Source organism: Martinezella lusitana, assembly GCF_016901135.1.
Taxonomy (GTDB): Bacteria; Pseudomonadota; Alphaproteobacteria; order Rhizobiales; family Rhizobiaceae; genus Rhizobium; species Rhizobium lusitanum_D.
Map to the genome: position 1 here is coordinate 1 of NZ_JAFEVL010000025.1, position 22007 is coordinate 22007.

At 58.2% G+C, this 22007-nt stretch carries 17 protein-coding genes and 1 pseudogene; 8 read left to right on the forward strand and 10 right to left on the reverse strand.

Translation table 11 applies throughout. The annotated features are described in order from the left end of the window. Positions 1-439 (forward strand): annotated as a pseudogene (locus JTP94_RS10445) (alkene reductase); the annotation flags it as partial. A 59-nt stretch (positions 440-498) separates the two neighbouring features. On the opposite strand, the gene JTP94_RS10450 reads toward JTP94_RS10445, so the two are convergent. From JTP94_RS10450 to JTP94_RS10480, 7 genes are all read right to left on the reverse strand, one after another. Then, the gene (locus JTP94_RS10450) at positions 499-1422 is read right to left on the reverse strand and encodes a MurR/RpiR family transcriptional regulator (protein ID WP_204850427.1); all 924 of its coding nucleotides are present in this window, start codon (positions 1420-1422) and stop codon (positions 499-501) included. A 15-nt stretch (positions 1423-1437) separates the two neighbouring features. Continuing rightward, entirely contained in the window at positions 1438-2484 is a 1047-nt protein-coding gene (locus JTP94_RS10455) for a C45 family peptidase (protein WP_204850428.1), read from the reverse strand. Then, the gene (gene glnQ / locus JTP94_RS10460) at positions 2474-3202 is read right to left on the reverse strand and encodes a glutamine ABC transporter ATP-binding protein GlnQ (protein WP_204850429.1); all 729 of its coding nucleotides are present in this window, start codon (positions 3200-3202) and stop codon (positions 2474-2476) included. The genes JTP94_RS10455 and glnQ overlap by 11 nt, the downstream gene beginning before the upstream one ends. Beyond that, a complete protein-coding gene (gene glnP / locus JTP94_RS10465) occupies positions 3199-3855 on the reverse strand; it encodes a glutamine ABC transporter permease GlnP (RefSeq protein ID WP_204850430.1) in 657 nt (218 codons plus the stop codon). The genes glnQ and glnP overlap by 4 nt, the downstream gene beginning before the upstream one ends. 63 nt (positions 3856-3918) lie before the next feature. Next, on the reverse strand, positions 3919-4668 hold the full coding sequence (gene glnH / locus JTP94_RS10470) for a glutamine ABC transporter substrate-binding protein GlnH (RefSeq protein WP_204850431.1): 750 nt from the start codon (positions 4666-4668) through the stop codon (positions 3919-3921). Positions 4669-5198: 530 nt separating this feature from the next. Continuing rightward, entirely contained in the window at positions 5199-6530 is a 1332-nt protein-coding gene (locus JTP94_RS10475; RefSeq protein WP_204850432.1) for an aspartate aminotransferase family protein, read from the reverse strand. Continuing rightward, positions 6527-7417 carry a MurR/RpiR family transcriptional regulator gene (locus JTP94_RS10480; RefSeq protein WP_204850433.1) on the reverse strand — a complete coding sequence of 297 codons (891 nt, stop codon included), beginning with the start codon at positions 7415-7417 and terminating at the stop codon, positions 6527-6529. Before JTP94_RS10480 ends, JTP94_RS10475 begins: the two co-directional genes overlap by 4 nt. Positions 7418-7511: 94 nt before the next feature. On the opposite strand from JTP94_RS10480, the gene JTP94_RS10485 reads away from it, so the two are divergent. Further along, entirely contained in the window at positions 7512-8354 is an 843-nt protein-coding gene (locus JTP94_RS10485; RefSeq protein ID WP_204850434.1) for a 3-keto-5-aminohexanoate cleavage protein, read from the forward strand. Positions 8355-8582: 228 nt separating this feature from the next. Here the strand turns inward: JTP94_RS10485 and JTP94_RS10490 are convergent, their stop codons facing one another. From JTP94_RS10490 to JTP94_RS10500, 3 genes are all read right to left on the reverse strand, one after another. Next, positions 8583-10772, reverse strand: a complete 2190-nt coding sequence (locus tag JTP94_RS10490) for a methyl-accepting chemotaxis protein (RefSeq protein ID WP_204850435.1) — start codon at positions 10770-10772, stop codon at positions 8583-8585. A gap of 706 nt (positions 10773-11478) precedes the next feature. Beyond that, positions 11479-13419 (reverse strand): ABC transporter permease subunit, encoded by a 1941-nt coding sequence (locus JTP94_RS10495; RefSeq protein WP_204850436.1) that lies wholly within the window; start codon positions 13417-13419, stop codon positions 11479-11481. Positions 13420-13641: 222 nt separating this feature from the next. Then, on the reverse strand, positions 13642-14304 hold the full coding sequence (locus JTP94_RS10500) for a GntR family transcriptional regulator (RefSeq protein ID WP_204850437.1): 663 nt from the start codon (positions 14302-14304) through the stop codon (positions 13642-13644). A 152-nt stretch (positions 14305-14456) separates the two neighbouring features. Between JTP94_RS10500 and JTP94_RS10505 the strand changes: the two genes are divergently transcribed. Genes JTP94_RS10505 through JTP94_RS10530 form a run of 6 tightly spaced genes read left to right on the forward strand, consistent with a single transcriptional unit; the run spans position 14457 to position 21981 of the window. After that, complete coding sequence (locus JTP94_RS10505) at positions 14457-15572, forward strand: sugar ABC transporter substrate-binding protein (RefSeq protein ID WP_246754799.1); 1116 nt, start codon at positions 14457-14459, stop codon at positions 15570-15572. Between the two features lie 57 nt (positions 15573-15629). Next, a complete protein-coding gene (locus JTP94_RS10510; RefSeq protein ID WP_204850439.1) occupies positions 15630-17183 on the forward strand; it encodes a sugar ABC transporter ATP-binding protein in 1554 nt (517 codons plus the stop codon). Beyond that, complete coding sequence (locus tag JTP94_RS10515) at positions 17180-19276, forward strand: ABC transporter permease (protein WP_204850440.1); 2097 nt, start codon at positions 17180-17182, stop codon at positions 19274-19276. The genes JTP94_RS10510 and JTP94_RS10515 overlap by 4 nt, the downstream gene beginning before the upstream one ends. A gap of 1 nt (position 19277) precedes the next feature. After that, entirely contained in the window at positions 19278-20072 is a 795-nt protein-coding gene (locus JTP94_RS10520) for an SDR family oxidoreductase (RefSeq protein WP_204850441.1), read from the forward strand. Further along, entirely contained in the window at positions 20072-21034 is a 963-nt protein-coding gene (locus JTP94_RS10525) for a 3-hydroxyacyl-CoA dehydrogenase (RefSeq protein WP_204850442.1), read from the forward strand. The genes JTP94_RS10520 and JTP94_RS10525 overlap by 1 nt, the downstream gene beginning before the upstream one ends. A 14-nt stretch (positions 21035-21048) precedes the next feature. Further along, positions 21049-21981 carry a 3-keto-5-aminohexanoate cleavage protein gene (locus JTP94_RS10530; protein ID WP_204850443.1) on the forward strand — a complete coding sequence of 311 codons (933 nt, stop codon included), beginning with the start codon at positions 21049-21051 and terminating at the stop codon, positions 21979-21981. The last annotated feature ends 26 nt before the right edge of the window (positions 21982-22007 follow it).

Here is a 22007-nt window from a genome sequence, read left to right on the forward strand (position 1 = left end):
TAAAGAGATTGTGGAAGCGATCATTCCGGTCTTCGGGGCCAATCGTATCGGCGTGCGCCTGTCGCCAACCATTCCGGTGTTCTCGATGAGTGACAGCAATCCGGCCGCCACGTTCGGCCACGCGGCTCAAACCTTGGGTCGATATGGGCTGGCCTATCTTCACGTCGTGCAGATCGGCGATCCGGACTTCGATTATACCGCGCTCAAGTGGGCGTTCGGCGGTCCCTACATCGCCAACGGCGGCTTTAACGCCGACAGCGCCGAGGCCGCGATAACTGCTGGCGCAGCCGATCTGGTCGCTTTTGGTACGAAATTCCTGGCAAACCCGGATCTGATCGAGCGCTTCCGCCACGGCGCCCCACTCAACGACCCGGATCCTGCGACATTCTACCAGGGTGAGGAACGTGGTTACACGGATTATCCGACATTAGTCCGGTGATGCCGACAAGCTTCGGCGCGGAACGGAACCTTTTGGGTTGGCCGTCACGCCGGTGGTAGCTAAATCTCCACTTTCATGGACTTGATCAGCGCTTCTCGCGCAGCAAGCCCGGTCATGGCGCGATCACCCATTTCGCGCGCGATGAGATTGAGCAGACCCTCGCAAAACACGATGTACGCACCCATGCTGTTGCTGAAAAAGCTGCTCGCATGGGGCACGAAAAATGCGTGCTGCGACGGCCCAACGAGAGGGGAGGCGCGTGTATCCGTCACCGCTATGACGATGAGGCCGAGTTTCGCTGCGACTTCCGCCACGTTCGCGACACTGCGCGTATATGGTGCACAGCTTGCCACCACCACGACGTCACCCTCTTCCAGTTGCGCCAAGGCTTCGGCAACGCCGAGACGAGGCGCATCCAGCAGCGAAACATCGCGCCGCAACATCCCCAGTCCGTAAGTTAGAAAGCTCGCAAACGCATGAAACTGACGAACGCCGTGGACTCTGACGCGCCGCGCATTTGCTAACAGATCCGCAGCCTCAAGCAGCGATTTGGGGTCGAGCTGCGTCAGAAATCCGTCGATGTTGTTCTTGGTCTCAAGACCAAGTCTGTCGAAGATATGCAGCTCTTCCTCACTGTCTTCCTTCGTGGAAAGAAGTCGCCCCGCCTGCCGGCTATAAAAATACCGATCGTCCGCAGAAAACGCCTGGCGGAAAACACTTTGAAAATCGCTGAACCCGGCAAAGCCAAGCTTCTGTGAAAGCCGCGTCAGTGTCGACGGGTTCACTCCGAGGGTTTCGGCCAATTCAGATATGGTTCGAACCGCGGTTTGCTCTGGTGTGTCCACCAGCTTCGCCAACACGTCGAGGGCCTTGTTGCCGAGAGAGATGTTAGCGTTCTCACGGTTGATGCTCACAGTGAGTTTTCGAAGTTCCTCGATTGTCGCCGGTTTTGCAAACCCAACCGCCCCATCCGTCAAAACCATGCGTACGCCTCGATGTCACATTGTCGCGATCTGCAGGCCAGTATTCTCGAAACGAGCCGCCGATCTCGCCCCATCATAAACAGCCCAATCGACGCTGTCCTTGCCGATTTTGAAGATGGCGGTCGCAAGTGTGTTCTCGTTATCGGGATCGTCCGGCTGGGTGCGGTAGATCGGAAGAGCGAAACGCTCTCGATCCCATAGGATGGACAACGGGTCCGGTGAACCATTGTTTGCTGCGAGAATGTCCTGACCGCGTTCCTGCCGCGAGCCGGATGACCCCGTTATGATTTGCGGTTCTGATGTCATCTTTGCATGCACAAGATGGTTTGCATGGACGGATGGGTGGGTGATCTCAGCGATCGAACAATTCGCATGGGTGAACTCGACGCTGGCCAGGCGGGATTGCCCTGCCTGTGCCAGTGTGAGGTGAAATGCGCCGGAGCGCGGTGCCTCAGACAGCAAAATCAGAGCGGCGTCGATCGTCGCGCAGTCGAGAACGGCGCGGGTCAGCACCATGCGTGGCATTCCGTCTCCGGCACGCGTTGAGCGGATGTTGTTCACGGTCAGCACCAGACCACTGCCATTCACCGCAAATGTATGCCCGGGTATCGATCCCGGATAGACGAATGCCGTGAACGGCTGACCCTGGTCCGGGATGATGCTTGCCAGAGCGCATCCTGACCGTAACCCCGGATCGCCGTCTTCATTGTGGGCTATGAGCGGAATGGGACCCGGTATCTGGACGGTAGTGCAGCCATCCGGTGCCATCGCCCAGACGTCGCCCCTGCAGTTCCATGCAAAGATCTCGTCGAGCGAGAGTTGCAGCCCGTCCGCCAAGCCTGAGAGTTCCTGCCAATACCGCGGGTAGCGCTCCTCGACCAATGACCTTGCCATCCGTATGCGGTCGTCGTGCTTGAACGACATGACCGTCGCCCAGGCATGTGTCTTGACGAGGTGACCGTGAACAAGGCGCGCGCCCTGACGACCGAGACCTTGTCCGATATCATAGTGGCTTCCCGAAAGGGTCAGGCTGGCAAGGCGGTAGTCGATGTCAATGGACATGCTGTAGGAACTCGCGGAGGCGTGGATTTGCGGGGTTGTCGAGAAGAACGGCCGGATCGCCGTCGACGGCGATGTTGCCGTTTTCCATGAAGATCAGCCGCGTTCCGACCTTGCGGGCGAAACCGATCTCGTGCGTCACCACGATCATCGTCATACCCTCTTCAGCCAGCGCCTGCATGACGCGTAACACTTCATGGCGCAGCTCCGGGTCGAGCGCCGACGTCGGTTCGTCGAACAGCATCAACTTCGGCTTCACCGCCAGGGCGCGAGCAATGGCGACACGCTGCTGCTGTCCCCCGGACAATTCCGACGGATAGTGGTGGCCGCGATCCGCGAGGCCGACCTTTGCAAGCAGGGCCGTTGCCTGCTTGGTTGCGTCCGCCTTGCTCAGGTTGCGGACCCTGCGAGGACCAAATGCAACATTCTCAAGCGCGGTCATTTGTGGGAACAGATTGAACTGCTGAAACACCATACCTGCTTCCTGCCGGATCAGCCGGACCTTGGCGCGGCTTTCCCGCACGCTGATCCCATCGACGATCAAATCGCCGCCGTTGATCTCCTCGAGCGCATTGATACAGCGCAGCAGAGTGGACTTTCCGGATCCGGACGGACCGATCAAGACGACGACTTCACCCTCGCCAATTTTGAGATCAACGTCCTTCAAGACCGAAATCGGCCCAAAGTTCTTGGTGACGTTTTTGAATTCGACGAGGCTCATAGGATTCGCATTCTTTTTTCGGTTACGCGCAGGATGAGGGTCAGCGTTCCGGTCATGATCAGGTAGAAGACGGCAACGGCTGACCAGATTTCGACGGCGCGAAAATTCGCCGCCATGATTTCCTGGCCTTGGCGGGTCAGTTCGCCGACACCGATGACGATGAACAGCGACGTGTCCTTCAAGCTGACGATGAACTGGTTTCCGAGTGCTGGGATCATGCGCCGGAAGGCCAGCGGTCCGATGACATAAAACAGCACCTTCCAGAGCGGTAGACCCAGCGCGAGCCCGGCTTCTTTCAATCCCTTGTGGATGGACAGGAACGCCCCCCGGACGATTTCGGCGATGTAGGCGCCGGCGTTGAAGACAATCGACACGATGGCTGCCATCAGCGGATTGATGCGAATATCGGCAAGCAGCGGCAGGGCGAAGTAGATGAACATCACTTGCACGATAATCGGCGTGCCCCGGATGATCTCAATGTAGATGAAGGCAATGGCGTTAAGGACGGCATTGCCGTAGGCACGCATCAGGCCGGCACCTATGCCTATAACCAGACCTCCAGCGAGACCGGCGAGCGCGATGAGGACCGTGAGCTGGGCGCCCTTGAACAGTTCCGGCAGTGCCTGCCAGACGACGGACCATTCGAATTCCATAGAAATCATCTCCATGCGAGGAAGGAGCGCCGGCTCACCCGGCGCTGGTAATCTCGTTGGAGATCAGCTCTTCGGCGGTTCTGTGCCGAACCACTTCTTGTAGATGGTGGTATAGGTGCCGTCGGCCTTCAGCTTGGCCAGCGAGGCGTTGACCTTGGCGACAAGTTCACTGCCCTTGGGAAACGCCATGCCGTACTGCTGCGCCATCATTTGGGCGCCGACGGTCTTCACTTTGCCCTGGCCGTTGGTCTTGATATAATAAAGCACGTTCGGTGTGTCGTGCATCGCAGCATCGGCGCGGCCAGTCGCAACTTCGAGGTAAGCGTTGTCGCTGTTCGGGAACAGGCGCAGCTCCGAATCCTTGAAGTTTTCCTTCGCGTAGTCAGTAGCGGACGTTCCCGTCTTCACCGCAAGCGTCTTGCCCTTGAGATCTTCCGGTCCCTTGATTGCGCTGTCTGTCGGAACCATCAGCAGGAAGCCGCTGTCATAATAGCCATCGGAGAAGTCGATGACCTTCTTGCGCTCGTCCTTGATCGTGATGCCAGCTAGCCCGACATCGACCTGTTTCGTCTGAAGGGCCGGAATGATACCGTTGAAGTCCATCGGCTGCAGTGTGTAGGTGACACCAATGTCTTTGGCGACCGCATCCCAGAGATCAATGTCGAAGCCGACATACTTGTCGCCTTCCTTGAACTCGAACGGCACGAATGCCGTATCGGTGGCAACGACTAGATCGGCGGCCCGCGCTGGAAGCGAGAATGCGATTGTTGCTGCAACAGCGGCACAAAGTAGGTATCCAAATCTCAGTTTCATGTGAGTTCCCCTTTTTTGGGCAAAAGCATTCGGCGTTTGCCTTCGATTAACATGTGCAAATATAGAATGCATTTATGATGTTGTCGCATTCAAACTTTGCGTTTGCGTGGCGAGAGGGTGTAGGGCGGATCAAAAACAAAGCCGACCCTTCCAGGCGACGGAAACTTCCAATTCGACGCTCAAAGGCCTTCGCGCGGAGTAATTCTGTGAAATTCCAACCGGTTAGCGTAGTCCGGACATCGGGAAGCGAAACCACTGCTTGCCGGGTGCGCACACAAAATGCTCAGTCCGATCAAAATTGATCCATGTAGACCACATATTTTAATCAAGAAACAAATGGATCACAAATTGTTACAATGCCGACTAACCTCGCACATCGACGCAAACGCTGGGCCGAAACGGGGTGTACAGAACCTTTTCCGAGTGTGCGCTAGACGGAAAAAAACCGGCCTCCTTCGAGGTCGGCTTCGGTTAGGAAAACAGCAGAAGCAGATTGCCTAAATATGCAATCGCCAAGCCGTCGGGGAGGCTTATGCCAGGCCCGCGACCGCCGCATCGATCGCGTCGCCGAGACGCTCGACGATCGTCTCGATATCCTTGTCCGTGACAATAAAGGGCGGCGCCAACAGAACGTGATCGCCCGTTTGGCCATCGATCGTTCCGCCCATCGGATAAACCATCAGGCCTCGCACCATCGCTTCTTTTTTAATGCGGACGTTTAGCTTTGCCGATGGATCGAACGGCGCTTTGGTGGAGCAGTCCCTGACGAGTTCAACGCCTCGGAACAACCCCCGTCCGCGGATGTCGCCGACATGGCGATGGTTGCCGAGGCGTTCGGTCAGCCGGGTTTCAAGGTGATCTCCCATGGCGACGACATTGGCCAGAAGGTTATCGTTGCGGATGACGTTTTGAACGGCGAGGCCGGCGGCGGCGGCCATCGGATGGCCCATATAGGTGTGTCCATGCTGGAAAAAACCGGAGCCGTTGGCGAATGCGTCGAAGATCTTGCCCGAAAGAAGCACGGCTCCGACAGGCTGATAGCCGCCGCCCAATCCCTTGGCGATTGTCATGAGATCGGGGATGACGCCATCCTGCTCGCAGGCATGAAGCGTACCTGTCCGGCCCATCCCGCACATGACCTCGTCGAGGACGAGCAGGACGCCATACCTGTCGCAGATCGCACGAATCCTCTTGAGATAGTCGGCGATCGGCGGCACGGCGCCGGATGTGGCGCCGACGACCGTCTCCGCCACGAAAGCGATCACCTGATCCTCGCCGAGTTCGAGAATCTTGTCCTCAAGCTGCCGAGCGGACCGCGCGGCGAAGGCCTCGTCGCTTTCGCCTTCGTGCCGCAGCCGGTAGGTGTAGCAGGGATCGATATGGTGCGTTTCGATCAAAAGGGGCCGAAACTGCGAACGCCGCCATTCGTTGCCGCCCGTGGCAAGTGCTCCCAGCGTATTTCCGTGATAGCTCTGACGACGGGCGATGATGTGCCGGCGCTGCGGCTGCCCCTTCTCGACAAAATACTGACGTGCCATCTTCAACGCCGCCTCGACGGCTTCCGACCCGCCGCTGACAAGATAGACATGATCGAGGCCCGCCGGCGCGTCTTCGACCAACCGGTCGGCAAGCCGTTCGGCGACGTCGGTCGTGAAAAAGCCCGTGTGAGCATAGGCCATCGTATCGAGCTGTTCATGCAATGCCGCAAGGACTGCGGGGTGCGCATGGCCGAGGCAGGAGACCGCCGCTCCTCCCGACGCATCGATGTAAGCTTTTCCATCAGCATCGAATATTTCGATACCTTGGCCGCGCACTGCGACGGGAAGTCTCGAATGGATCGCGCGATGCAGAATATGGGTCATGGCCGTTTTTTCGGGTTCCGCGGTTTGAGATGGGTTTTGAACGTAGCGAACAGTTCGTCGGACCGTTTGAGCGCTTCGACCGCGTTCTCGCCCGCGTTGCCAGCGATCAGAGTGCCGAGGAGTTCGGCAACGGCGAAGGCCGGCGACATCGTATGGAAGAAGGACGCGCTTTCGGTCGGGACGTGCACAGCGACGGTGGCGAACTGGGCGAGAGGCGCCACTTCGCTGTCGGTCACCGCAACTACAGGAACGCCCTTTTGGTGGGCGTATTCGGCGATTTCGATGGTGGCGCGGGTATAGGGCAGAACGCTGGCAACCAGCAGCACGTCATCACTGCGCGCGTTTCCAATGGCGTCCGCACCGGTTCCGCCAAAACCGTCCAGCATCACGGACTGTTCGCCGATCAGCGTCATCATGTAATGTAGCTGCCATGCGACTGAATGGCTTGAGCGAAGTCCCAGGCAGTAGACGCGCCTCGCCTTGGCGAGCAGCGTAGCCGCCTCAACGATCCGGTTCAACGATTGTGGCTCTGCCAACTGGGAAACCTGAGTACTGATCGAGGCGAGTATGTCTGCGGCGAGCGCATGGTCACCCTTAAGTTTCTGGCTGGCGACCTGAGCGCCGGCCTTTCCGGCAAAGCCGAGTTCCTTGCCGCGCACGGCCTCGGCATACAAGGCGCGGATCGCATCGTATCCGTCGAGACCGAGATGTTTGGCCAAGCGGGTCATTGTCGCAGGTTGGACGCCGGCATGCTTCGACTGCTCCCGCATGGATAGGAGGGCGACATCGCGGGGGTGGTCGAGGACATAACGCGACGCCGTCTGCAATTGCGCGGACATGCTGTCGAACGTGTCAATGATGGCTTGGCGAAGAGGTGCTTGCTCCATGTCCGATTTATAATCCGCTTGTATGGCTGTTGCAACATACGTTTCAAAAAAGTATGATATGATCTATATGGATCGCAACTGAGAGCGCTTTTTCATGAGTGTTGAGACTGGTTTGAATTCGGTCGCGATAGCCGTTGCTCCGAACGGAGGCCGTAAGACCAAGGTGGACCACCCGAACCTTCCTTTGACAGCAACGGAACTTGCCGAGACCGCCGTTCGATGCAAAGAGGCGGGCGCCGCGATGATTCATGTCCACATTCGCAAGAAGGACGGCAGTCATCTTCTCGATGCGGGAGCATACCGCGAGGTGATGTCGGCAATCCGGTCACGTGCCGGCGACGACCTCGTCGTGCAGATAACCAGTGAGGCACTCGGTCTTTATACGCCACCCGAGCAGATTGCAGTCGTCAAGGAGACACGTCCGGAAGCGGTGTCGCTCGCGCTACGTGAACTTGTCCCGGACGCCTCGTTCGAAGCTGCCTTCGGCGATCTCCTCCTATGGATGTCGAAGGAGCGGGTGTTTCCGCAAATCATCCTCTACGACCCTTCCGAGGCCGTGTTGCTCGCGGACTTGCAAAAGCGTGGCCTCATCCCGTGGCGCACCATTCCGGTGCTCTTTGTCCTTGGGCGATACACGGTAGGACAGACCTCGCATCCGACAGATCTTCTGCCATTTCTGGCGACAGGCATTCCACGGTTCGAGCATTGGAGCGTCTGTGCGTTCGGCCGTCATGAAGTCGCGTGCGTTACGGCGGGCACCCTGCTGGGCGGACATATGCGAGTTGGTTTTGAGAACAATATGCGGCTTCCGGATGGAACAACGGCATCCGGAAATGAGGACTTAGTCCGAACTGCGTCGCAAGTAGTCCGGGCCGTAAATTACGAACTGGAAAGCGGCTGCGATCTCAGGAAGCGATTGAGAAACTTAGCAGATTAGCGACGCCGTTTCCGGCGTCTACAGTGATGGCGGCCAAGGAAGCCGTGGATTGTCTCAACCGCAGCTGAGCGGGCGCGAATGAGTTCTTGTATAGCTTCATGATCGTCGTCGGGAACCCAAAGAACGATAAGCTCGCGCTCACTCCTGAACGCACTTCGCTGCCTACTCAGAACCCCTGACACCCCCATGGGACCAGCTCGCGACACACTAACCCAGCCGCGCTCCGTATCAGAATTCCTCCCAGCTTTCCTTGATTGCCGCATTGCTTGAGAAGGCTTTTGCTACTCGGCTGGTCATGCGATGCACAGGCGAAGCAACCGGCGCGTGATTGTAACCCACTGTCGTGGGCAGCGCCGACTGTGGAGCGTCAGGAAGCTGGAACTGCGAGACGAGTTCGCGGAGTCGGCCGCTCTCATTTGCAAGCGTCGCCCCGGCTGCGCTGGTTTCCTCGACCATAGCTGCGTTTTGCTGTGTGACCTGATCCATCTGGTTGACGGCGGTGTTTACCTCAGCAAGGCCGACCGATTGCTCCTTGGCCGACGTCGCGATCGCGTCCATGTGCTGATTGACTGTAACGATGTAGGCCTCGATGGTCTTCAGAGCGTTACCCGTCTCGCTAACCAGATCGACACCACTTTGCACATCCGCTGAAGAATTCCTAATCAGTCCCTTAATTTCCTTGGCAGCCTTTGCGGAGCGTTGGGCGAGCTCACGTACTTCCTGGGCCACGACAGCAAAACCCTTGCCTGCATCTCCTGCTCGGGCTGCCTCGACCCCTGCATTGAGAGCCAAAAGATTGGTCTGAAACGCTATCTCGTCAATGACACCGATAATGTTCGAGATTTCGTTTGAAGACCGTTCGATCTTCTGCATGGCGTCTACCGCATTGGAAACCACCTTGCCCGAGTGGGCAGCGCTTTCGTTTGCCAGAACGGCCGTCTTGCGAGCTTCCTCGGCGCGCTTGGATGAGTTGGCGACATTGACCGTAATTTGATCGAGCGCGGCGGCCGTTTCTTCCAGCGATGCCGCTTGCTGTTCGGTGCGCTTGGACAAATCGTTGGCACTGGCGCTAACCTCACGGCTGCCTGTGTCAATGCCGCTAGCCGCATTGGCGACCGAACGTAAAGTTTCCGACAATTGCGAGACCGCAATATTGAAGTCTGTTCGCAGACTTTCGAAATCCGGCGCAAATGGCTCGCTAAGCTGGTAGGTTAGATCACCGCTGGCAAGACGCCGCAGCCCTTGAGCCAAGCCTGTCGTCGCCTTTGCCATATCCTCGCTGCGGTTTCGCTCCAAGGTTTCGGCATCGGCCTTTTGCTTGTCGGCTCGCCCACGAATAGCGGCAGCCTCGCGCTCAACCTCAAGTGCGCGCAGTCCGTTTACCTTGAACACCTCTACTGCCTTGGCCATCGCGCCAATTTCATCTTGGCGGCTGAGTCCGCTCACTTCAGCTGAGAGGTCCCCGGTCGCCAACACTCCCATGTTTGACGCCAGACGTTGAATAGGGCGGCCAACCATCCGGAGGATAGTCCAAGCAATCCCCGCAATAACAACAATCATCGCGCCAAGCCCGACCAACATTGCCATCAACTGATGGTGAAGCGGAGCGTTTATCGTCTCGAGCGGTACATCGACCACAGCCACCCAAGTTGTGTCGAAACTAGCGACGCGGAACGGCAAAAAGATCCGTTGTATCTTCGTTCCATCCCGCCACGACATCGCCGGCAGCAGCCGGGCTTCGTTGGATGCGACTGCTTCTCTCAACTGTGCGCTGCCCTCGCCATCACCATAGGCTTTAGCAAGCAGGGACTTGTCGGGATTGACCACCCACTCGCCTTTTTTGGACAAAATCATAACGCGGCCCGTCCCCATTGGAGCAAGCTTTTGCAATACGTCCGAAAGGCTGGAAAGATTGACAGCGGTACCAGTCAAGCCAATGACCTTTTCCTTAGCCTTAACCGGATAGACGATAGCGGCAATCAAGGGTGGGTCGGCAACGGCAACACCATAGATAAAGGGATTGGTCAACGCTCCCTTTCCTGACGTCGTCGGCAAACGGTACCATTCGGCATCGACGAGCCGCTCAAAAGTAGCTAGCTCCAGGCTACCATCCTTTCCCTGACTGTAAGAGGGCGAAAAAAGGCCTTCATGGTTGGTAACCAAGCCCGGATTATCTGGAACTTGCGAACCGTCCAACGCCTTTGGCTCTTCCATAAACCATGTGCTCAGGCTCTCAGGCATGGCCTCGTGCTTTGCCCTCAGGGCATTGACGATTGCCGTCCGGTCCAACTTGCCTTCTTCAAAGCGCGCAGCGAGAAGTGCCGCGGTTGCGCGGTTGGCACCGTCATATTCGGCGATTATCGAGCTGACATACGATGCGGACTGTTTTGCTTCGTCAAGCATGATCTGATTGGTCATCTCAAGCGTTGCAGCTCGAGACGTTAGCCAAATGTACGCGGCCGCTGGCACCGTCGCAGTTAACACGCCTAGGGCGACGATAACTGAAAGCTTCACATTCACGGACTTAAGAGAGAAATCCATAGGTCACCCGTCAAAATTTCAGGCCAATCGCGGCACCGCTCGATATCTATTAGAACCGATCAAATGTTAATTTATCAAAAATAAGTTATCAAACGTTGAACCATTTCCGGGCTAAGCGTCGCCCTATCGGCGGCCACGATGCAGCCCAAGTTGGCGGGGGGGCTCAACGAAATCGATCTACGGCAAGAGCTTGCAGGTCTGACGAGTTCGGTCATTCCAACAGGTACTGCCATGGTCGGCTGGGTTGAGGATCTGCAGGCGCACACACGCATCGAGCTCGGGAAAGCGCGTTGGGGCGTCCGGCGACGGAGGCGCTTGCGTACTTTAGCCCGGCGATACCTGGTCAGCACCTTCAAATTTACCGAGCCGACCACTTGGAGAGGGCGCGGTCGAGTTCATGACGGCCAATAGCGCCGGCAAGGTTTTTCAGCCAATATGTGCCCGACATCTACCCGAACATCTAAGGCGATAAACGCAAGCTCTTTCTTTCCCTAAAAAACGTCACTTAGACAGCCCGTTTATCACTTTGCCGGCATGACAAGCCACCAGCCGCCTGCCTCGTCGACGGACATACATGGTGTCATCACAGGCCCGGGGTCCCTTCGGATCCGACCGCAATCCTGATCGTGCTAGTGGCCAGGCGTCGAACGCCGAGAAAGTGAAGGCTCTCGCCTAGAATCAATAATGTCATCAACGCCCAGATACGTTCAGCATAGTTTGCTCCCCAGGACAACAGAAGCGTGTCCACCAGCACGATCAGGATCGCGACAGGGATCGCAAAGGCTATCGGATGACAGCCGCCGCGTTTCAAGAGGTTGCCGGCGAGGAGGGCGGCAGCTACAGCGGGAAGGAGGTAGGTATCTGCGAGACTGTAATGCGCACTTCCTCCAAGGCTTGCGACGAAGACGCCGAAAACGACGGACCCTAAAGCGCTGGCGATATAGCCTAAAACCGCAGTTCGACGTTTGCTGCCTCGCGTCATGCGGCTATCCAACAAAAACGCCAGGACGATGCTTAGGGCTGCCATGACCCAGGCGGCAGGCGAAACCCCGAGCCAGCGCGTATTTGTCATCGATGAAAGGAGCGGCGGTGCAAATCCGGTTGGCAGTTCCACAAGCAATCCTGAACCCCAAGCCTGCGCAAACCCGGCGGTAGCAAGGGTCACTACCATCGCCGCGCGTCCAATGCGCGAAGCGATCCAGCCTTGAATAACGCCGACGGCGAACGCGGCGCTTGCGATCATCGGCAATGTCGTCGCTAGATTTGCGTTCAAGCCCCCAGTCATCGCCACAGTGGTGATCGCGACTGCCGAAATGAGCCCCGGCATCGACAGATCGACAGCCCCGGTTCGAAGTACCGCCGCCTGGCCTACGCCCAGTAAACAGATTCCGGCGATTAATGTGGCGAGATCGCTGGCCTCTGGCCGAAAGTGGAATAACAAAAGTACGACCGGCAGTGGCAACGCCCACCGTGCGCGCTTCGGCACCTCGAAAGAAACCTGCGTTGGAACGAGGGCTCGCTGAGCGACCAGGCAAAGCAAAAACCCGAGGAGTAGCCAAGTCGCGTCGATAGCGGTCGAGAAATAGTCTGGGATGCCCAGCGGAACCATAAGATTTCCGGTCGCAACAACGATAAACGCGCCAAGCAGCGACCCGGCGACCGATCCGCCACGAAGCCCTGGAACACCTCCGCCGAGTGCGGTCGCAGCTAGGATCTGCAGTAGCACCGGCGCACCGAAGGCGACATTGACGGAGCCGAGCGCTCCAGCCAGCAATACTCCGCCAACACCTGCACCGCCTCCCGCCACGGTATAGGCAAAGAGTACAGGCCAGCCGCCATATCGCGCCCCGCCCGCATAATAATCGGCGCCACGTGCGCGAAGCTTGGCGCCGAGCCCGGACCGCAGCAATCGTTCGCCGGCAAGGCAGACCGCCAGTAGCATCAAGGGCGGCACAATAGATATGTTGGCGATTGTGGCATTGTAGAGCAGCGCCGCGAGCGCGGGCGGCGCCGGCAGGTAGCTATTCTCTAGATGCTCGAGCGCGTAGGCCATCGCTCCAGCGCCGGTCGAAAGGGTGACCGAAGTCGAGCGCAGTCCGGCATAGCCGATAAGCACGCCGTTAAGCCCCCCGACAGCCAAGCCAATCAACAACCCCATCCCGATGACGATGATGGTGTCGGCGGGAGACGACATCGGTATAGACGGGATGACCGCGGCGACGAGCACCAACGTCGCACCCGCCGACAAGCCCTGGCCGCCGGCAACGATCGGTAGAGTCTGCGCCATTGCGGCAATGGCGAGCGGTGTCGCGGCAAGAAGTAGTCCCTGCCAATCGCTGGAAGTTATTCCCTCCGGCGATAACAACCACCACACCAAGATCAGGATTGTGAGAACCAGACACTCGAAGCGCAAGATCGTCACCGACCCCCGTCCTATGGGGCCATCGCCAGGCGATACTTTTTGTTGCTCCTCCAATGAAACCAAGGCCGTCGCCGTGTTGGTTCCAAGCTCGTCACGAACCACCTGCCGATCCTCCTACTGCAGGAATGACGCGCTCCGCGTCTGGAATTTATGTAGGTGCGCAATCGTCCGATATTGACGCGGACCCATCTTCCGACGCCAACCTGCAATCACGGTACGATCGCGCCACGCTTGTTCCATGCATTGGAAAGGCTACCAATGCAGCCAGCGAGGCTCGAAGATCTCGTGGGATATGCTAGCAGCCGGAACAAAGAGTCTCGAATGTCAGAGATAACCCGTGAGCACCTCATACGCATCCGAGATGTCGTCATGCATCGCTTGCCGGGCCTTGTCGGGTTTATTGTTTTCGATCGCGTGGAAGATGTCCTCGTGATGACGATTTGAAATTCGGAAATTTCCCGACGCCCTCAGGAGGTGAAAGTATGGTGAGATCTGCAGCCAGAGGCTTTCAATGATCGACAGCATGATTGGCGACTGAGCGAGGCGATATACCTCGAAATGAAAGTCATAGTTCGACTGCAGATAGAGCTTCGTGTCGCCAGCCTCCTGACCCTCAAATAGTGCCTGGAAGCTCCTGTTTAAGCCTCCGACATCCCGAGGTCCGGCCCGTTCGGCCGCCCATGCGGCGGTTGTCGGTTCGAGCGTCAATCTTACCCGCAAGAGTTCGTCCAGCCTTTCGCGAGTGAGCTTCGGAATGCCGATGGTTCTGCCCGAGAGGACCGTCAAAGCGCCGGCAGTCGACAATCGGGTGAGGGCGTTGCGGACCGGCATGGGGCTGACGCCGAATGCCTCCGCGAGGCTTGCAACAGTAATGGATTCTCCGGGGACAATCCCGCCACGCAGGATCAGGTCGCACAATTGCCTATAGACGCCGTCCTCCAGCGTTTCGCGTCGCAGCGGCAAAACCTGCTCAGATATTCCGTGCATTTCATCTCCTACCCATCAACCAACCCCTCTTTAGCAAAAATCTGCGATTTGATAAAGAGGAATTGACTTTTGATCAATTATCAGAAATCTTACATCAGCTGGAGCGGTAATGAAGGGCGAGGAGGCCCTACCGCCGGCGATGGAGGATGAAAATGAAATCACTTGTAAAAGCACTTCTGTGCGCCGTGCCGATGGCCGCCGCGGCGATGACTGCCGCGCAGGCGCAGGGAAAACATCAGGTTTACCTGTCGATGAGCTACATCGGCAACGACTGGCAGGCCGAGGCCGCCAACATGGTCAAGGCGCTTGCGGCCTCGAAAGAGTACGCCGACAAAATCAATCTGAACGTCCAGGTAGCAGGACCGAATGCGCAGCGCCAAATCCAGCAAATCAATGCGATGGTACAGGCCGGCGCGGAAGCCATTGTCGTTTACCCGATCTCGCCGACTGCCCTCAATCAGGTGGTAAAGAGTGCTTGCGCCAAGGGCGTCAAGATCATCGCCTATGATGGTGAAATCACCGAACCCTGCGCCTATAACGTTACGATCGACCAGGCCGAGGCTGGCCAAAAGACGGCGGAATGGCTGGTGGACAAGCTCGGCGGCAAAGGCAATATCATCATGGTGACCGGGGTACCGGGAACATCCGTCGATACCGCGCGCACAGCTGCCGCCAAGGAGGTTTTCGCCAAGCATCCGGATATCAAAATTGTCGGCGAGGCCGTCGGCATGTGGAGTCAGGCTGTTGCCCGCACCGAGATCTCCAAACTCCTCTCGACCAGGAAGTGGGATGATATCAATGGCTTGTGGATGCAGGTTGGCTGCTTCACTGCCAACTCGATGCAAATTGAGGCCGGCAAGACGCCAGAGCAATTGCTGCCCTGTGCCGGCGAAGGATCGAATGGCGGCCGCATTCAGATGCTGCCCGCCGGTACCAAAGTCGACGGCGGATCCAGTCCCTACATTCCGATGGGAGCCCCAAGGATTTCCTATGCGTCGCCGCCCTATTCCGGTGCGCTGGCACTGAAGCTTGCAGTGGATCTGATCGATGGAAAGGACGTGCCCAAGCATACGACCCTGCCACTGCCGCTTGTCACCAATGAAACGATCAAGCTTTGCGAAACTGGCGACTGGTCCGAATTGAAGGCCGGCTGCAACGCTTTCCAGCCGTCACTTGTCTCCAATCCAGGTTGGTTCGCATCGATTTATTCGACGGAGCTTCCCGGTCTCGGCCTGCAGGCCGCGCTTGTCGGACAGCCCGACGAGTAGGCGAGCCGGCCGGCGCGAGCAACAAACGCCGGCCATTTCCAATTGGAGTACAGTCTCATGGAAGAGCGTTTGGCGTCACAGGCAGTGGCGATCGAAGGCGTGTCGAAGTCTTTCGGCGCAACGAAGGCAATCGATTCGGCCACCTTTTCGGTGAAGAAGGGAACGGTCCATGCCCTTCTCGGTGAAAATGGCGCTGGTAAGTCAACGACGATGAAGCTGTTGTCTGGCCTGCTCACGCCGGACCAGGGGTCGTTGTTTATCAATGGCAGGGCGGTTTCCCTGAAGACGCCACGCGACGCGCACCGCTGCGGCATTCAGACGGCCTTTCAGGAACTGACACTGGTCGACGATCTGACTGTCCTGGAAAACATGCTTCTGCCAAGTGCGCCGATCGGACCGTTCGGTATGCTTCGCCGTGCTCAAGCCAGACGCGCGGTCGCGGCCCATTTCAAGGCAATCGGCTTGGATGTAGATCTCGATGCCATTGCCGGTGAACTCGATCTGTCGGTCCAGCAGAAAATCGAGATAGCGCGCGCTCTTTATCGCAAGCCTGAAGTGCTGTTGCTCGATGAACCGACATCGGCGCTTTCTGGCAAGGATGTGATTTGGCTGGGAGAGATCATCGCCAACGCCAAGCGTATCGGCACGACGATCGTCTTCATTTCACACCGGCTGCCGGAAGTCCGGCAGTTTTGCGACCGGCTGACGATCCTTCGCAACGGCAAACATATCGTCACGGCAAATGTCGCCGACGTGACCGACGATGAAGTGGTTGAGAAGATCATCGGGCGATCGATCGAGAATTCCTTTCCTCCGCGACCAGCTGCCGGCGTGCAAGCGCGCGAGCCTGTGCTCGAAGTACGGCAGCTGGAAGCGGGAGAAAAACTCGCCGATGTTGATCTGACCTTGCGGCCGGGCGAAATCCACGGTGTGGCGGGACTGCAAGGGATGGGCCAGATCGACCTGTTCTCGGCCTGCTTCGGCGCGCTCCCGATTAAGCGCGGCGCCATCCTTGTCGATGGCAAAGAGGTTTATCTCAAGTCACCTGCTGACGCTCTTTCGCCATCGATCGGTATTGGCTTCGTGCCCGAGGACCGCAAGACGGAGGGTCTGTTTCTAAAGCTGAACGGAACTGCCAACGCCAGCCTGCCCGTCGTTAGTCAATTCTCGCAATACGGGCTCCTCAACCTCAGGGCGGAAAAAGCGGCAACACGTGCGGTGTTTGAAGCGGTCGAAGTTGCCGATCGGGCTCTGTACATGGCCGCAGGGTCTTTTTCCGGCGGCAATCAACAGAAGATCGCGATTTCCAAGTGGTTCCTGGCGCAAAGCCGCATCCTGCTGCTATTCGATCCGACCCGCGGCATCGATGTTGGCACCAAGCACCAATTGTACCTCCTCATGAGAAGGTTCGCAGATGCCGGCGGCGCCATTCTCTTCCATTCAACCGAGGTACCCGAACTGGTCCATCTCTGCGACCGCGTATCGGTTCTTTATCAGGGTCGCGTCGCCCTCCGCCTGCAGAGCGACGAAATATCCGAAACGGCAATAATGGAGGCGGCCCTGGGTGGAAGGCATGCCAGCCATGACAGTTCACGGAGGAACCAGGTATGAGCGTCTCGCTGCCAACAGAGGCTTTGAACAACGGTGCCAATGCCCGTGTGCCAGCCATATTCGGCCGTTCGGTCGGTCGGGCACGTGGGATGGTCGTTGCTATCGTTGTGTTCTTCGGCCTCATGCTGCTGCAGGCGGCGATCAGTCCGGGGCAGATCAGCTATTTCGACGTTTCCTTCCTGATCAGCGGTGCCACGCCGTTGGCACTCGCAGCCTTTGGTCAGACACTCGTCATTCTCTCGGGCGGCTTTGATCTGTCGGCAGGCGCAGTCATTTCGCTTGTCAACGCCGTTCTCGCCGCCAATATGAACCCAGCCGATGCGGAGGCTTCGGTCCTTTTGTGGACGCTCGTCGGCATCGCTACAGGTATGGCTGTCGGGGCGTTCAATGGATTGTTCATCGCGATCTTTCGCTTGCAGCCCATTGTCGTGACGCTCTCCACAATGTTCATCATTCAGGGTACCACGCTTCTGGTGCTGGATCAGCCTGGTGGTTTCGTGTCGCCGTCGCTTGGCACCTTTTACATGGGAGATGCGATCCCTGGGTTCGTACCTTCGGCACTGCTGCTGCTCGCCGCTTTGGTCCTGGGTTGGGGCTGGCTCAAAAGAACACCCTATGGCGTCGCACTGTATGCCGTCGGCAGCGATCGGGCATCGGCTGCGGCACTCGGCGTGCGGGTGCCGTTGGTTCGGTTCGTGACTTACGTTCTTGCCGGCGGGCTCTATGGAATGGCGGGCGTCTTCGTCAGCGCACAGACCGGTTCCGGTGATCCGACCGTCGGCAATCCGCTGCTGTTGTCGATCTTTGCAGCCGTAGTCATTGGCGGGACGCGGCTTGGGGGAGGCAAGGGCGGCCCGGTCGGCACGATCTTCGGCGCTCTGGTGCTGATGATCATTGTCAATATCCTGCTTGCACTCAACGTCTCGGCCTATTTCTCCACCATCGCGGAGGGTATCGTCCTCATCTGCGCCGTCCTTCTCTCCTCTGTGTCACGCCATTCTGTGTTCACCGAACAGCTTAAAAGTGCTGCGGCAACGATTGCGGCGTGGCGCGCAGGAAAGCTCGTTTCGCAAAGGGACCAGACCGACCGACGGCTGGCATTCGTCGCCCGGAGCGGCGTAAGCGTGAGCGCGCGTGGTCCGCAACCTGGCTTCCTGCGAAAACACGCCGAAACGCTCCGTTACGCACTTCCGGCTTATGCGTGCCTTGTGTTGGTCCTGATCGCCACGCAGCTCGTGCTGGGCAGCGTCTTCGGGAACTGGAACTATTGGAATTCCCTGCTCGTGCTTTCCACTTTCCTGGCGATCCTGGCACTGGGCCAAGGCTCCGTGATCCTGACGGGCGGACTTGATCTATCGGTTCCATGGATGATCGGTCTTTCAGGCGTCATGCTCGCAGGCGTCGTGCAAGGCTCCGACGCAGCGCTCATCTACGCCGTACCGATAGTACTCGTAATGGCGGCACTATTCGGTTTTCTCAATGGGTTCGGCGTCGTCGTTCTCGGTCTTTCGCCCATTCTCGTGACGCTCGCCATGAACGGAATTCTGCAGGGTGTCGCCTTGCTCTATTCGAATGGAACGCCTTCCGGCTTTGCATCTTCGGGCTTGCGCTGGTTCATGACCGGCCATCTGCTCGGTGTGAGCCCGGTTATTTATGCGCTGATTTTGTTCATTGCCGGTGGCGTTCTTCTATTGGGTAGGACCACTTTTGGGCGCTGCGTCTACGCCTTGGGTAACAGTGTCGATGCGGCGCGACTATCTGGTGTCCGCACGGGTGGCGTAACTATCCTTGTCTACATGCTCTCGGCAGTTTGCGCCGGTGTGGTCGGCGTGCTCCTCACGGGTTTCTCGGGCCAGGCAAGCCTCGGCATGGGAGACGACTATCTCCTTCCCTCCATTGCGGTCGTCGTCGTCGGCGGCGCGTTGATCACCGGCGGCAGAGGCCACTATCTCGGTATGGTTGGCGGCGCGCTGCTGCTCACCGCGCTCCAGACCCTGCTTGCCGGTACATCACTGCCCTACGCCTTCAGGGCCATCATCTTCGGCTGCGTCGTCCTGGCCGCCGTCGTCGCTCTTCGCGAAAGGAACAACTAACATGACCACTCAGCAGACCTCCCTTCTCTCCGGCCTAAAAGGTCAGCGTGTCGCTATTTCGGCAGGTGCGGGCGGCATTGGGCTTGCGATCTCCAAACTGCTCTATGCCCATGGCTCCCGCGTCGCCTTGTTCGACGTCTCCGACAGCGCACTCGACGCAGCGCGGCGCGATATGCCTGATGCCCTCGTAACCAAGGCCGACGTTTCGAGCGACGAGGAAGTGGAAGCGTTCTTCGTCGCAATTGGTGAGTCCTTTGGCGGCCTGGACGCATTGATCAACAATGCTGGCATCGCCGGGCCGACGGGCGGAGTGGAGCACATCTTTCCATCTGATTGGCGTCGTTGCGTCGAGATCGGCCTCACCGGTCAGTTCCTCTGCACACACTTCGCCGTGCCGCGGATCAAAGCGGCGGGCGGGGGCGCGATCGTCAACATGTCGTCGGCTGCCGGACGGCACGGCTACGCCTACCGCACACCATACTCGGCCGCCAAATTCGGCGTTATAGGTTTTACTCAAAGCCTTGCCAAGGAACTGGGACCTCACAACATCCGCGTCAATGCCATTCTCCCCGGCATCGTTGCGGGAGCCAGAATGGAAGGCGTCATCAGGGATCGCGCCGCGGAGGTCGGGATTGGCTATGACGAGATGGAAAGGCGCTATCTCGAGCGCATTTCGATGCGCCGAATGGTGACCCCGGAAGACGTGGCCGAAACGGTGGCGTTTCTTCTTTCCAATGCGGGGCGCAACATTTCCGGGCAATCGATCGGTGTCGATGGGAACGTGGAAACATTGTGATGGCGATCGATGCAGAACATAGGGTCGCCGTCGTCGGGGTCGGCTTGATCGGGCGAGCTTGGGCGATCGCTTTTGCGCGGGCTGGATGCCAAGTTCGCCTGTGGGATCCGGATGCCGAGGGCAACGCCAGAGCCAAAGATTTCATCACGACCGTTCTCGAGGATCTGGCACAGAACGATTTTCTCAATGGCAGGACGCCAGCCGACGTGCTCGCTCTGATCACGGCCTGCGCCACACTTGAAGAAGCTTTGGACGGTAGCGGCTGGGTGCAGGAATGCGCCCCCGAGAAAATTACCGAAAAGCGAGCGTTGTTTGCACGCCTCGACCAACTGGCCGATCCCGACACCATCCTCGCAAGCTCCAGTTCGGCGCTTCTGCCATCGGCGATTTCCGAGGGGCTGAAAGGCAAACACCGTTGCCTGGTCGTGCATCCGATCAATCCTCCTTATCTCATTCCCGCCGCGGAAGTCGTACCAGCCTCCTGGACGTCACCGGAGATCATGAAGAAGGCCGAGGCATTCCTCATTGGCATCGGTCAGGTTCCGATCATGATGAAAAAGGAAGTCGACGGCTTCATTATGAACCGCCTGCAGGCTGCCCTTCTTGAGGAGGCGTTTCGCCTTGTCGCCAACGGCTACGCATCTGCCGAGGATGTCGACCGTGGCATAGCAGATGGGCTAGCCCTCCGCTGGTCGTTCATCGGGCCGTTCGAGACCATCGATCTCAATGCGCCTGGCGGTATCAAGGACTATGTCGAGCGCTATCAGGCCATGTATAGCGGTCTGTTCGAGCAGATGCGCGAGCGCGTCGAATGGGACGGACCCGTCCTAAAAGACGTTCTGGAATCTCGCCGACGCGTTCTTCCCGAAAGCGATCTGGCCGAGCGCCAGGTCTGGCGCGACCGTCGCCTTATGCGACTACGCACCCACAAATCCAAAGTCGACCAAGAGCTGTCACGTTAAAAGGAATAGCCTTCATGGCAACGAACGGAAAAGTCATCATCACCTGCGCGGTCACCGGCGCGATCCATACGCCGACCATGACCCCGTATCTGCCAATCACGCCGGACGAGATCACGGCGGCGGCACTGGGGGCTGCCGAAGCCGGTGCGTCTATCCTGCATCTGCATGCCCGCGATCCGGAAAACGGCAAGCCGGACCAGACGCCGGAAGGCTTTGCCAAGTTCCTATCCCGCATCAAGCAGAACACCAATGCCGTGCTCAACATCACCACCGGCGGCAGCCCGTTCATGAAGGTGGAGGAGCGCGTACGACCGGCCGCACAGTTCAAGCCGGAAGTCGCCTCCCTGAACATGGGGTCGATGAATTTCGGACTGTTTCACCTCGCCGACCGCTACAAGACATGGAAGTTCGATTGGGAGAAGCCCCAACTGGAGGCATCCCGGGACCTTGTGTTCCGCAACTCGTTCAAGGACATCGAGTACATTCTCGAAACCTGCTACGACAATGGCACCCGTTTCGAGTTCGAGTGCTACGATACCTCCCACCTTTACAATCTGGCGCATTTTGCCGATCGCGGGTTGGTTAAAGCGCCGTTCTTCGTGCAGTCCGTCTTTGGGCTGCTGGGGGGAACCGGGACACATCCCGAAGATGTCCAGCATATGAAACGGACCGCAGACAGGTTGTTTGGCGCCGATTACCGCTGGTCCGTGCTCGGCGCCGGCTCCAGTCAATTGCGCATTGCCGCCCAGGCTGCGGCCCTTGGTGGCAATGTGCGCGTCGGGATCGAAGACAGCATCTGGGCCGGCAAAGGCAAACTTGCAGAAACGAATGCTGAGCAGGTCACCATGGTGCGCAAAATCATCGAAGGCATGGGGCTCACTGTCGCAACGCCGGACGAGGCCCGGGAAATCCTGTCCTTGAAAGGCGGTTGCGAGGTCAATTTCTGATAGCTGCGCCATGCGCTCATTCAGGC